Source organism: Embleya scabrispora, assembly GCF_002024165.1.
Classification (GTDB): Bacteria; Actinomycetota; Actinomycetes; order Streptomycetales; family Streptomycetaceae; genus Embleya; species Embleya scabrispora_A.
In genome coordinates, this window is sequence record NZ_MWQN01000001.1 from 3,966,279 (window position 1) to 3,978,394 (window position 12,116).

Below are 12,116 nucleotides of genomic sequence, written 5' to 3' on the forward strand. Positions count from 1 at the left end.
CGGCCGGGAACCATCGTTCCCGACCCATGCGTCAAACTGGACACCTGTCGAATGCGGAACGGCCGTCGGGCCGGTAATGCCCGGTCGAGTGGGGGATGGCGAGTTCGGACATGCGGCACAGCCCTGAGAACGCGGACGACGAGCACGGCGCCGACGTGCTCGACGAGCGTTTTCGCGAACTCGTGGTCGACCTCGCCCCGCAGGTGCCGCTGCCGCCCGTCGCCGGGATCCACCGGGTGGTGCGCCGCCGGCGGCTGCGCAACCGGGTCCTGGCCGGAGTCGCCTCGCTGGTGGTGGTCGCGGGTGGGGTGACCCTGGCGAGCACCGGATTCGGCGGCGACGACGCGAAGCCGACGCACCGGGAACAGGCGGCCGTGACCCCGAGCATGCCCCCGTCCCCGGCGGTGACGTCGGTCGGCCCGCCCACGACGTTGAGCGAGACGTTCTACCCGACCGCCCAGGAGTTCCCGGCCGTGGCCGGGATCTACGACAACTGGCGGGTGGTGGAGACCCGGGAGGCGATGGGCGAGGAACTGGGCCCGTGTACCTCCGAGACGATCGCCGGCCTCGGCGCGGTACAGACCGAGGAGCGGCTGTACCGGCACGACGGACAGGGCGGCGGCCTGGTGCGGCTGGTCCGCTACCCGGACGAGCGCACCGCCGTGGCGGCGGTGGCCGACTTCACCGGCGGGCTCGCCGGGCCCTGCCCCGCGAGCAACCGACCCAACGCGATGGCCGACGGCACGTTGCGGATCACGGCGCTGAACGCGGACGGCTCCGCCTGGCGGATCCAGGGCCTGGTCAGCGGCGAGGACCAGTACGCGGACTTCGGCGTCGTGCGCAACGGCCCGGTGGTGGCGGTGGCGCAGGAGACGACCATCGGTCCGGCGAAGGCGCCGCCCACGGACGGGTTCCTCCTGTTGGTCGACACCCTCCGGAAACGGCTGGGAAAGCCCGGGTCCGGGCCCTGATGTTCCGAATTCCAGCCTTTCGCCGGCCAATACCGCGGGCAATAGGCGAGCCCGGTCGTCGAATGCTGCGAACGGGTGAGCGACACGGCAATCCGACACCTGGCTATTCGCCACTCGCGCGCCGGCCGGATTTCACGCGTACGGCCCAGGGGGTATGCAACGCCGTGGCCGACAACAGGCGCTAAGCTGTGCGCGCGCCCTCGAAGTCGGTCAACCCGCAGAGGTGTCCACCCTGCATGGAATCACCCTGCACGGAATCATCCGGCTGCCGGCTCACCTATTCTCATCGGCTCTTTTCGGAGGCAATGCATGGCGGAGTTCGAGCCGCTGGGAAGCGCATGGCGCAAGAGCACCAAGAGCGCGGACGTGAACTGTGTCGAGGCCAGGCACCGGGACGAGGTCGAGGTCAGGGACTCGAAGGCGCCGGTGTCGCGGCTGGCGTTCGGGGCCCGGTCCTGGGGTTCGTTTCTGCATGCAACCGGTCGTTCGGCGAACTGATCCGGTTGCTCCCGGCGACTGTGCGCGCCGATACGTGAGGCGGCCTGCCGTTCGGCAGGCCGCGATTGATATGGGCGCAGGGCCCGAGGACGGGTTTGGTATCCGTTACCCGATGAGGGTGAGCAGTCCGGCGGCCCGGAGCGTGTAATAAAGCGCTCCCGCTGTCACCGCGGCCACGGCTACCAGCAGAAAGATCACGCGGAGCATCCTCTCGAAGTCGTCCTGCACGAGTTCACCTCCTTTCCCCGATCAGGCGTCCTTTCGTTTCGACGGTGTGTACCGTGCAAGGGCGGGGAGGACGGCGTTGTTGCCCTCATCTGTGATTGTGCATGCGGATGTCCGCTTTCGCCAGAGTGAGTCGAGTCTGCTATGCGTGGTCCCACGCAAAAAAGAACGAGTTGTCCCGAGAAGTCATAAAAACTGACCTCGGGACAACTCGTTCGAAGCCTCGCAGTGGCCGCTGCGAAACCGTGCTGCTCATCGACATCGAGCAACGGATACGTACCTGTCATTATGCGCAGGGATGTGCAATCAGCCAAGTGGCTCTTGGCATGTAATCAACTCGCGTCCTGGCTGCGCGCGTGCTGTCGGCCGGCCTGCTGCCACAACGCCCGGTACACCCCTACTCGGGGGGATCGATGCCGGTGGGCGGCGGGGTCGAGCCCGGTGCGAAGCGTTCGAGCGCGGCGTCCAGCATCGCCGGCGCCTGCTCTCGCGACGCGAGTTGTTCGAGGCCCCAGAACGTCTCCAGGTAGGAGAGCGGGGAAACGGTCGGCGGATCCTCCGGGTTGCCCTCGCGGATGACGATGTTGCCGGAGGGCGTTTCGATGAACAGCACCGCCTCGTCCTCGAGGTCGGGGAACTCCATGAGCTGGTAGGCGATGCGGGCCCGGTGGTACAACCCGGACTCGAACGGCACCACGCGGATCGTGATGTTGGGCCACTCCGCGTACTTGCGGATGCGGCGGATCTGGTTCCGCATGACCGCCGGGCTGCCGACCGCGCGATGCATCACGCTCTCGTCGACGATGAAGTGCAGTGTGGGTCCGTCCGGGCGCATCAGCCGCTCCTGCCGGTCCATCCGCAGGGCGACGTTCTCGTCCAGCGCGGGACCGGCCGGCGTCATCACCCGGAGCACCTCGCGCGAGTACTCCTCGGTCTGCAACAGGCCCGGGACCAGGATCGGTTCGAAGTTGCGGATGACCGTGGCCGAGGACTCGTAGCCGAGGAAGACCTTCGCCTCCGCGGTGAGGATGTTCCGGTAGGCGTACCACCAACTGCGTTGCTTCGACGCCCTCGCCATGTCGATGAACTCGGCGACTCGGGCCGGCTCCACCACACCGTAGTGCTGGAGCAGGGCCTTGAGGTCGGTGGTCGAGATGTTGACCTGACCGGTTTCGATCCGGATCAGCTTGGAGAGCGACCAATCCATCTCCAGCGCAACGTCCCTTTGGATGTAACCGCAGGCCTCGCGCGTCTGCCGCAGCAGGGCGCGGAGCCTGCGTCCCTGGAACATCGGGTCCCGTGTACCCATCGGCCGCCCCCCAAAGGTTGTCGGCAGCGATCTCGCATCCAGCGAGGGCGCAGAACGGGTGGTGCACAAATGCCACCCGGAGAACAGCATCGCGTCGAATCGGCCGACGCGACAAGCCCTCACCGAGGTCCGAAGCACGCGGATCCGGCGCCTGGTCGGTCGACGCGGCGCCGGATCCGGGGGATGTCCGCACAAGGGGGTCGAGCGCTGCCCGCAGGGGCCGATCAGCCCTCCAGCGCGAAGGACTCGGCGCCGTCCGGGCCGACCGGCTTCGAGCCCTGGAGGGTCACCCGCTGCATGGAACGGCGCATGCCCGGCGGCACGTCGGTGGGCACGAGGTGCACCGTCGCGCGGTTGTCCCAGAACGCGATGCTGCCCGGCTGCCACCGGAAGCGCACGCTGAACTCGGCGTCGGCGATGTGCGCGTAGAGCATCTCCAGGACGTGGGCGCTCTCCTGGCGGGTCAACTCCCGGATGTGACTGGTGAAGTTCGGGTTGACGAACAACACCTTCTCGCCCGTCTCCGGGTGCACCCGCACCACCGGGTGCACCGCGCGCAGCCCGTCGCCCAGGAACTGTTTGCCCAGCTTGCTCTGCATCTCGCCGCGCTTGATCGGCAGCGCGTTGTGGTGCACCGCGTGCAGGCCGTCGACCAACTCCTTGAGCGGGTCGGACAGTCGCTCGTAGGCCAGGGCGAGGTTGGCCCACTGGGTGTCGCCGCCGTACGGTGGCACGATCACCCCGCGCAGGATGGACGCGGTCGGCGGGTCGGGGATGAACGTCACGTCGGTGTGCCAGCGGCTCTCCACGAAGCTGCCGCCGCCGCCCATGCCCAACTGCTGGTTGTCCAGCAGCAGGATCTCCGGGTGTTCGGGGAAGGCGGCGGGCAACGTGGGGTGTCCGGGGGCGAGTTCGCCGAAGGCGAGGGCGAACGCCTTGTGCTGTTCCTGGGTCAGGTGCTGGTCGCGGAAGAACACCACCTTCCACTTCAGCCAGATCGCCCTGATCTCGGCGACCAGCTCGGCGCTCAACGGCCGGGCCAGGTCGACGCCGAAGATCTCGGCGCCGATGTGCCCGGCCATCGGCCGCACTTCCAGGCCGAGCGCGGCGGCCGCGGCGGGGGTGGGGTCCTCGTACGTGGGCTGGTCGATGATGCTCGTCATGGCCGAACCTCCTGAGCGAAGCGAAGTCCCGTGGCGGGACCGCTATGCGGACGGGTCGAGCGCGGCCGCGGTCCGGGCGGAGACCGGGGCCAGGTAGAGCGCGACGGCGGTGTCGGTCAAACCCGCCAAAAAGAGCTCCCGAGCGGTCGGGGTGTGCCGGCCGGGGTGGTGCAGCGCCATCTCGCGGTCGGCGAGGGCGTGGGTGAGGTAGGACGACATCAGCAGCCAGCGGTCGTCGCGCAGGTGCGCGGGCAACTCGGCGAGCAGGCCGAGCATGCGCTCGCGCACGGTGTGGATGCCGCGCGTCCACTCCTCGCGGGCGAGATCGCGGACGGCGGTGCCCTCCAGGAACGCCGCGTGCACACAAAAGCGCAGATACCAACTGGGCTTGCCGACCTCGCCGAGGGTGTCGGCGAGCGGGTACAGGAACGCCTCGACCAGACCTCGGGCGTCGTATCCGCGCCCGGCGGCGTCGAGTTCGTCCAACATCGCCAGGCGCCGCGCGTTCACCGGCTCCATACGATGCCGGAAGACCGCGTCCACCAGGGCCTCCTTCGACCCGAAGTGGTAGCGCGCGGCGGCGGTGTTGCGCTGCCCGGCCTGGGCGCCGATCTCGCGCAGCGAGACCCCGTTGATGCCGCGTTCGGCGAACAGCCGCTCCGCCGCCTCGATCATCAAAAGGCGTGCGCCGGCGCCGCGGTCCGACGCCGAAGCGCCGTGCGTCCCTGTCATGGCCGCACGTTAAACCGCGTGAGTGAATAACTCAAGTGGGTTAATCAAGCTCGTCCGTCGAGCCCGGGTCCGCCGCACCGCGGCGGCGGGCGCTCAGGAGTGCATCAGGCAGTACAACTGGTGCCCCGCGTGGTGCAGATCGCGGGCGAACTTGGTCCAGTCGTGCAACATCCGATACAGCAGATACGCGTCGCGCGGCACCCGACGGTCCGGGAACGTCGACCAGATGAAGGCCGCCGCGCCCAACTCCTCCTCGGTGGCGTTGCGCAGCACGTCCATCAGCATCGGCGGCAACTGCATCACCGCGTGCGCGGGATGCAGCACGACCAGCTCCAGCGGCGGCGTCGCGTCGGGCGGGGTGTCCCCGAGCAGCGACAACACCATCGCGCTGACCGTCTCCGGCTTTACGATCGACACGTAGGAATTGGTGGGGCGTTCGACCGTGTCGGTCGGATCGATCAGTGGTGGCACCCGCGCGGCGGTCGCGCGATCGGGTGCGCCGAAGTACTCATATGTCACGCCCACGTGTGCACCTCCCGACCATGGTCGGTTCCGTGACACGTGCGCACACCCGTGGCGCCCGACGCCATCGCTCCCTGCTCGCTTGTCTCGGTCTGCTCGCTTGTTTCGATCCGAGGGGGATCGAGGGGGACTCGTTGAAGATCGTCGCAGGTCGCGCGGGCTTCCCATACCGCGGTTGGGTAACAGGTGTGCACCACTCGGAACCGGTGCCGCGCCGGCATGCGTCAGGACTCCCGGCCAGGCGGCCCGCCCGCGAGGATCCGCGCGAGCGACATGTCGTTCAACGCCTTGACGAAGACCCCTGTTCGCACCGAACCCGCCGAACGCGCGGTGATCTTCACCACGTTCGCCCCGACCACCTCGGCCCGGACGTCGGCGAGCATCGCGTTCCACGGCACACCCTGCGCGGTCGGCTCGCCGCCGGTGAACACCCCGTGCAGCCGATCGGCCTCGGCCCGGGCGGCCTGTTCCGACTCGCGGGCCACGCACAGCACGTTCGTCCCGGGCACCCCGGCCTTGCCCGTCACACCCACCGCGATCCGGGGCCCGCTCGGCTGCTCGCCACCGCCGGCGCGGTCGGTGAGCACCGCGGCCAGCGGCCGGTCCAGGCAGTCGGCCAGCGCGCGCACGGTCGGGTCGGCGCCGAGCCGGGTGCCGCCCCGGGAGAGGTCGGCGCCAAGCAGGGTCGAGCCGTAGCCGATCTGCCGGTCGGCGACCCGCACCGCGTTGAAGTGGTCCACCCCCGACGGCAGTTTGCGCGCCAACGCGTCGTCGACGGACAACTCGTTGTCGGCGCGCAGGCGGTACACGCTCGCCGCGGTCGGGTCCGGCTTGCCGCCCAACTCCTTCAGCTTGCCGACCACCGCGCCCTTGTCGAAGCCGCCGGCGATCACCCCGCCCTGCTGCGGCGGCCGGCCCGCCGACCACGCCTCGTTCGTCTTCGCCGGATCGAACCCGAGCGCCGGCGCCACCTGGGGCCCCATCGCGGCCAGATCGGGATAGCCGGTGCCGAGCAGCGCGCCGTACGGTCCGGTCGCGGCGGTGCCGCCGTTGGCCTTGGCGATCGCGGCGGTGTCGCCGTATTCGAACCAGCCCCGGGTCGACGCGTCGTCGCGCACCCCGTCCAGCGCACCGCGCAGGCCCGTGGATCCGGCGTCGTGGGAGTCGCCGCCGCACGCCGCCGTCCCGGCCAGCATCAGCAGCGTCGCCAGTGTCGGAACGAGGCCGCCGGCTATCCGCCCGCGTCGCCCGGACCGCCCACTCCGACGTGTTCTCGCCGCCACGCGCGCACCCCGATCGTCGTGCTGCACCCCACCGGACATGCCTCACCCGTGGGCACGAGTCCGGGTGGTCCGATCATACTGCGCCATACCCCCGGTTTCGCTTCCCGGATCCCCGGGAACCAACGCGAATCCGCGCACACCCGCTCCGGTCGTCGTAGGCCGGCGGCGCCCGGCGCCGCGGCGGGGAGCGGAGCGGGTCCGGATTTGTTTGAGAGCATGACCGGGTGAGCTCTGCCAACGAGAACCCCGCACCCGCCTCCGCCGCCCTGTTCGCACGCGCCCGGGCCGTCACCCCCGGTGGCGTCAACTCGCCGGTACGCGCCTTCCGCGCGGTCGGCGGCACCCCCCGCTTCATGGTCTCCGGCACCGGCCCGTACCTGACCGACGCGGACGGCCGCGAGTACGTGGACCTGGTCTGCTCGTGGGGCCCGATGATCCTGGGCCACGCGCACCCCGCCGTCCAGGAGGCCGTCCGCGAGGCGGTCGCGCGCGGCACGTCCTTCGGCACCCCCGGGGCCGGCGAGGTCGAACTCGCGGAGGAGATCGTCTCCCGGATCGCCCCGGTCGAGCAGGTCCGCCTGGTCAGCTCCGGCACCGAGGCGACCATGTCCGCGATCCGGCTGGCGCGCGGCTTCACCGGCCGGGCCAAGGTGGTGAAGTTCGCCGGGTGTTACCACGGTCACGTCGACGCGCTGCTCGCCGCGGCCGGCTCCGGCCTGGCCACCTTCGCGCTGCCCGACACGCCCGGGGTCACCGGCGCCTCGGCCGCCGACACCATCGTGCTGCCGTACAACGACCTCGTCGCGGTCGAGTCGGCCTTCGCCGCGCACGGCGACGAGATCGCCTGCGTGATCACCGAGGCCGCGCCGGGCAACATGGGCGTGGTCACCCCGCGTCCGGGCTTCAACGCCGGGATCAAGGCGCTGTGCGAGCGGCACGGCGCGCTGTTCGTCTCCGACGAGGTGATGACCGGCTTCCGGGTGTCCAAGGCGGGCTGGTTCGGTCTGGAGGGTGTGGTCCCGGACCTGATCACCTTCGGCAAGGTGATGGGCGGCGGCTTCCCGGCGGCGGCCTTCGGCGGGCGCTCCGACGTGATGTCCCAGCTGGCCCCGCTGGGCCCGGTGTACCAGGCCGGCACGCTGTCGGGGAACCCGGTCGCCACCGCCGCCGGCGTGACCACGCTGCGGCACTGCACCGACGCGGTGTACAAGCACCTGGACCGAACCTCGCTCGCGCTGCGCACGGAGGTGTCGGCGGCGCTGGCCAAGGAGGGCGTGGCACACACGGTGTCCACCGCCGGGAACATGTTCTCGATCTTCTTCACCGACGCGCCGGTACACGACTACGACCAGGCGCGCACCCAGGAGTCGTTCCGCTTCGGCCCGTTCTTCCACGCGATGCTGGACGCGGGCGTGTACCTGCCGCCGAGCGCCTTCGAGGCGTGGTTCCTCTCGGCCGCCCACGACGACGCGGCCGTGAACCGTATCCTCGACGCGCTGCCGGCCGCAGCCCGCGCCGCAGCGAGTGCCCAGGAGAACTGACGATGGCTCAGAAGCCGCAGACCAACCGCGACGTGACGATCGTCCACCTCATGCGCCACGGCGAGGTGCACAATCCGCACGGCATCCTGTACGGCCGCCTGCCCGACTACCACCTGTCGGAACTGGGCCTGAAGATGGCCGAGCGGGTGGCCGACCACCTCGCCGGGCGCGATATCACCCACGTGGTGTCCTCGCCGCTGGAGCGCGCCCAGGAGACCGCCGCGCCGATCGCCGGCCGGCACTCCCTGGAGATCGCCACCGACGATCGCCTGATCGAGGCGGAGAACATCTTCCAGGGCAAGACCTTCGGGGTCGGCGACGGTTCGCTGCGCAACCCGGGGCACTGGAAGCACCTCACCAACCCGTTCAAGCCCTCGTGGGGCGAGCCGTACATCGAGCAGGTGGTCCGGATGATGGGCGCGCTCGGCGCTGCCCGAGACGCCGCGCGCGGGCACGAGGCGGTGTGCGTCAGCCACCAGTTGCCGATCTGGGTGACCCGCTCGTTCGTCGAGCGGCGGCGCCTGTGGCACGACCCGCGCAACCGGCAGTGCTCGCTCGCCTCGCTCACCACGTTCACCTACGAGGGCGACAAGATCGTCTCCGTCGGCTACAGCGAGCCCGCTCGGGACCTGCTGCCGGCCAAGCTCGCGGGCAAGAAGCAAAACAAGAGCTTCGGGGCATAGCCCCCTATTTATTTGGGACGAATCGGGATGATTTAAAGCAGTGTCGGTGGCACGACGGACCCCGAGTGGAGCGGTCGTGAGGGCATGCGAAACTTTTCACATGCTCACACGCCGCCTCCCTCGTCGTGCCGCACTGCTCACCGCCGCGGCCCTGCTCGCTCTCACCGGTTGCAGCGGGATGAGCGCGGGCGGCAAGAGCGGCGGCGACGGCAAGGGCTATGTCGACAGCGACAAGAGCGGCATCGCCCGGGCGAAGCCGGCCGACCGCAAGATGGCCCCGGCGGTCTCCGGCAAGACGCTGGACGGCAAGGACATCAGCCTCGCCGAGTTCAAGGGCAAGGTCGTGGTCCTGAACGTGTGGGGCTCGTGGTGCAATCCCTGCCGGGCCGAGGCCGCCGACTTCCAGCGCGCGTACGTCGAGAACGCGGACAAGGGCGTGCAGTTCCTCGGGATCAACACCCGCGACGGCAGCCAGGAGAACGCGCTCGCCTTCGTGAGCAGCAAGGGCATCACCTATCCGAGCCTGTGGGATCCGGACGCGCGCGAGATCCTGAAGTTCACTGGCAACCTGAACCCCAACGCGATCCCCAGCACGCTGGTCATCGACCGTGAGGGCCGGATCGCGGCCCGGGTGCTGCGCGGGATCGACATCGACCAGCTGCGCTCGATGATCGACCCCGTGTTGAACGAGAAGGCCTGATCGAGGTGCTTCTCGCAGCCCAGGGGATGAACGACACGGTCTACACGGGGTCGCTGTTCGCGGCGATGCCGATCGCCCTGCTCGCGGGGTTGATCTCGTTCTTCTCGCCGTGTGTGCTCCCGCTGGTGCCGGGCTACCTCAGCTATGTCACCGGAGTCTCCGGTGCCGACCTGAAGGACGCCCGACGCGGTCGGCTCTTCCTCGGCGTGCTGCTGTTCGTGCTCGGCTTCACCGCCGTCTTCGTCTCCATGGGCGCCGCCTTCGGCTACTTCGGTCAGACCCTGACCGAACACCAGTCGACGCTCACCAAGGTCTTCGGCGGCGTCACGATCGTGCTGGGTCTGTCGTTCATGGGCGTACTGCCCGGACTCCAGCGCGAGTTCCGCGTGCACAAACGACCGACCATAGGTCTGGTCGGGGCACCCCTCCTGGGCGTGGTGTTCGGCCTCGGCTGGACCCCGTGCATCGGCCCGACGTTGTCGGCCGTACTCACCCTGTCCACCAGTGAGGCGAGTGCCAATCGGGGAGCGCTGCTCACGGTCGCGTATTGCCTGGGCCTCGGCGTTCCGTTCCTGCTCACCGCGGTCGCGTTCCGCAAGGCCCTCGGTGCGTTCGGGTGGGTCAAGAAGCACTACGTCTGGGTGATGCGCCTGGGCGGCGGCATGCTCGTGCTGCTCGGGGTGCTCATGCTCAGCGGGGCGTGGGACCACCTGATGCGCGAGATGCAGTCGTGGGCCCAGCAATACACGATCGGATTCTGATGAGCATCGAGACCCACAGCGACGACGTCGTCCGGGCCGACCCCGGACCGGACGACGACCCCGAGCGGGTCGCGGCGACCGAGGCGCGAGCCGGCGCCGGGATGTCCACGGCGCCCGTACAGGACAGTGGCGACGAGGAGATCCGCCAACCGCAGTTGGGCGCGGTCGGCTGGCTGCGCTGGCTCTGGCGGCAGTTGACCTCGATGCGCGTCGCGCTGATCCTGCTGTTCCTGCTGTCGATCGCGGCGACGCCGCCGACGCTGATCCCGCAGCGGCCGGTCAGCCCGATCAAGGTCAGCCAGTATTTCCGCGACCATCCGACCCGCGCGAAGATCATGGACAAGTTCCAGCTCTTCGACGTGTTCTCGTCGTGGTGGTTCGCCTCGATCTACATCCTGCTGTTCGTCTCGCTCCTGGGCTGCATCGTGCCGCGCTGCTGGGCGCACGCGAAGACGCTGCGGGCCAAGCCGCCGGAGGCGCCGCGCAACCTCTCCCGGATGCCCGCGTACGCCCGGTGGGAGACCTCGGCGGACCCCGACGCGGTGTTGGCCGCGGCGCGCGCCACGCTGAAGAAGCGGCGCTTTCGGCTCAACCCGGGCAGCGACACGATCGCGGCGGAGAAGGGCTACGCGCGCGAGACCGGCAACCTGCTCTTCCACATCGCGCTGTTCGGCATTCTGGTCGCGTTCGCCCTGGGCAGCCTGTACAGCGTCAAGGGCGGCAAGATCGTGGTCGAGGGCGGCAGCTTCGCCAACGTGCTCACCCAGTACGACGACCGCCAGTTCGGCGCGCTGGTCGACGAGGACAACCTGGAGCCGTTCGGATTCCGGCTGAAATCGGTCGACCAGACCTTCCAGCCGACCGGGGCCAAGCGCGGCGAGCCGCGCTCGTTCACCGCGCACATCGAGTCCTGGTACGGGCACGAGGGCAAGGACAAGTCGGGCACGATCCGGGTCAACCACCCGCTCCAAGTGGGCGACACCAAGGTCTTCATGATCGCCACGGGCTACGCGCCCGAGGTGACCGTGCGCGACGCCAAGGGCAAGATCGCCTACAAGGGCCCGACCGTGTTCCTGCCGCAGGACGGCAACCGCACCTCGACCGGCGTGATCAAGGTCCCGGACGTCAGCGCCGGCCTCAAGCAGCTCGGCTTCGACGCGCAGTTCCTGCCCAGCGCGCCGATGGACCAGGACGGCAACCTCCTGGTGGACCCGAAGCGCGGTCCGATCTCGGTGTTCCCGTCGCTGCTCAACCCCCGGTTGATGATCAGCGGTTACGAGGGCGACCTGGGCATGGACTCGGGCGTGCCGCAGAACTACTACGCGCTCAAGGCGAACAAGATGTCGAAGTTCATGGACGGCAACGACATCTGGCGCAAGGCGCTCAAGGTCGGCGACACCGTGGACCTGCCCAACGGCGCCGGCACGATCACCTTCGACGGCGTCAAGACCTGGGCCAACTTCCAGGTCGCCAGCGAGCCCGGCAAGGGGCTCGCGCTGATCAGCACGATCGCCGCGATCGTCGGTCTCGTATTGTCACTGTTCGTACGCCGCCGCCGGATGTGGGTGCGCGCGGCGGAAGGCCCCGACGGTCACACGGTCGTCGAGGTCGGCGGGCTCGCCCGCACCGAGGGTGGGGGCCTCGGCGATGAGGTACAGGAGTTCGTGGACGCGTTGCGCGAGGCCGCGCCGGCGAACTCTCCCGGCACCAAGGTCAAGGAGTGAGCGT

13 protein-coding genes are annotated in these 12,116 nt (G+C 69.4%); 7 read left to right on the forward strand and 6 right to left on the reverse strand.

The features are described 5' to 3' along the window. The first annotated feature begins 110 nt into the window (after window positions 1–110). Window positions 111–971: a hypothetical protein gene (locus B4N89_RS17565; RefSeq protein ID WP_143657998.1), complete on the forward strand. Its 861-nt coding sequence runs from the start codon at window positions 111–113 to the stop codon at window positions 969–971. A gap of 309 nt (window positions 972–1,280) precedes the next feature. After that, window positions 1,281–1,469, forward strand: coding sequence for a DUF397 domain-containing protein (locus B4N89_RS17570; protein WP_078976770.1), 189 nt, complete (start codon window positions 1,281–1,283; stop codon window positions 1,467–1,469). 105 nt (window positions 1,470–1,574) lie between these two features. On the opposite strand, the gene B4N89_RS52630 is transcribed toward B4N89_RS17570, so the two are convergent. The 6 genes from B4N89_RS52630 to B4N89_RS17595 form a co-directional block, all read right to left on the reverse strand. Further along, a complete protein-coding gene (locus B4N89_RS52630) occupies window positions 1,575–1,697 on the reverse strand; it encodes a hypothetical protein (RefSeq protein WP_020556480.1) in 123 nt (40 codons plus the stop codon). 394 nt (window positions 1,698–2,091) lie between these two features. Beyond that, window positions 2,092–3,003 carry a helix-turn-helix domain-containing protein gene (locus tag B4N89_RS17575; protein WP_161500746.1) on the reverse strand — a complete coding sequence of 304 codons (912 nt, stop codon included), beginning with the start codon at window positions 3,001–3,003 and terminating at the stop codon, window positions 2,092–2,094. Window positions 3,004–3,227: 224 nt separating this feature from the next. Further along, window positions 3,228–4,166, reverse strand: coding sequence for a TauD/TfdA dioxygenase family protein (locus B4N89_RS17580; protein ID WP_078976772.1), 939 nt, complete (start codon window positions 4,164–4,166; stop codon window positions 3,228–3,230). A 42-nt stretch (window positions 4,167–4,208) separates the two neighbouring features. Beyond that, entirely contained in the window at window positions 4,209–4,898 is a 690-nt protein-coding gene (locus B4N89_RS53020; RefSeq protein ID WP_078976773.1) for a TetR/AcrR family transcriptional regulator, read from the reverse strand. Window positions 4,899–4,991: 93 nt separating this feature from the next. After that, complete coding sequence (locus B4N89_RS17590; RefSeq protein ID WP_126640807.1) at window positions 4,992–5,423, reverse strand: hypothetical protein; 432 nt, start codon at window positions 5,421–5,423, stop codon at window positions 4,992–4,994. Window positions 5,424–5,644: 221 nt separating this feature from the next. Beyond that, window positions 5,645–6,616, reverse strand: a complete 972-nt coding sequence (locus tag B4N89_RS17595) for a hypothetical protein (RefSeq protein WP_078976774.1) — start codon at window positions 6,614–6,616, stop codon at window positions 5,645–5,647. A gap of 311 nt (window positions 6,617–6,927) precedes the next feature. Here B4N89_RS17595 and hemL point away from each other — a divergent pair, with 311 nt between their 5' ends. The 5 genes from hemL to resB all read left to right on the forward strand — a co-directional run bounded on the left by hemL (window position 6,928) and on the right by resB (window position 12,112). Then, a complete protein-coding gene (gene hemL, locus B4N89_RS17600; RefSeq protein WP_078976775.1) occupies window positions 6,928–8,244 on the forward strand; it encodes a glutamate-1-semialdehyde 2,1-aminomutase in 1,317 nt (438 codons plus the stop codon). Window positions 8,245–8,246: 2 nt separating this feature from the next. Next, window positions 8,247–8,927 carry a histidine phosphatase family protein gene (locus B4N89_RS17605; protein ID WP_078976776.1) on the forward strand — a complete coding sequence of 227 codons (681 nt, stop codon included), beginning with the start codon at window positions 8,247–8,249 and terminating at the stop codon, window positions 8,925–8,927. 100 nt (window positions 8,928–9,027) lie between these two features. Continuing rightward, window positions 9,028–9,627 carry a TlpA family protein disulfide reductase gene (locus B4N89_RS17610; protein WP_078976777.1) on the forward strand — a complete coding sequence of 200 codons (600 nt, stop codon included), beginning with the start codon at window positions 9,028–9,030 and terminating at the stop codon, window positions 9,625–9,627. Between the two features lie 26 nt (window positions 9,628–9,653). Further along, entirely contained in the window at window positions 9,654–10,388 is a 735-nt protein-coding gene (locus tag B4N89_RS17615; RefSeq protein ID WP_078976778.1) for a cytochrome c biogenesis CcdA family protein, read from the forward strand. After that, the gene (gene resB / locus B4N89_RS17620; protein ID WP_078976779.1) at window positions 10,388–12,112 is read left to right on the forward strand and encodes a cytochrome c biogenesis protein ResB; all 1,725 of its coding nucleotides are present in this window, start codon (window positions 10,388–10,390) and stop codon (window positions 12,110–12,112) included. The genes B4N89_RS17615 and resB overlap by 1 nt, the downstream gene beginning before the upstream one ends. The last annotated feature ends 4 nt before the right edge of the window (window positions 12,113–12,116 follow it).

Coding starts and splice junctions, on each gene's coding strand:
- B4N89_RS17565 (WP_143657998.1), top strand. CDS start 111: ATGCGGCACAGCCCTGAGAACGCGGACGACGAGCACGGCGCCGACGTG.
- B4N89_RS17610 (WP_078976777.1), top strand. CDS start 9,028: ATGCTCACACGCCGCCTCCCTCGTCGTGCCGCACTGCTCACCGCCGCG.
- B4N89_RS17615 (WP_078976778.1), top strand. CDS start 9,654: ATGAACGACACGGTCTACACGGGGTCGCTGTTCGCGGCGATGCCGATC.
- B4N89_RS17575 (WP_161500746.1), bottom strand. CDS start 3,003: ATGGGTACACGGGACCCGATGTTCCAGGGACGCAGGCTCCGCGCCCTG.
- B4N89_RS17580 (WP_078976772.1), bottom strand. CDS start 4,166: ATGACGAGCATCATCGACCAGCCCACGTACGAGGACCCCACCCCCGCC.
- B4N89_RS17570 (WP_078976770.1), top strand. CDS start 1,281: ATGGCGGAGTTCGAGCCGCTGGGAAGCGCATGGCGCAAGAGCACCAAG.
- B4N89_RS53020 (WP_078976773.1), bottom strand. CDS start 4,898: ATGACAGGGACGCACGGCGCTTCGGCGTCGGACCGCGGCGCCGGCGCA.
- B4N89_RS17595 (WP_078976774.1), bottom strand. CDS start 6,616: ATGCTGGCCGGGACGGCGGCGTGCGGCGGCGACTCCCACGACGCCGGA.
- resB (WP_078976779.1), top strand. CDS start 10,388: ATGAGCATCGAGACCCACAGCGACGACGTCGTCCGGGCCGACCCCGGA.
- B4N89_RS17605 (WP_078976776.1), top strand. CDS start 8,247: ATGGCTCAGAAGCCGCAGACCAACCGCGACGTGACGATCGTCCACCTC.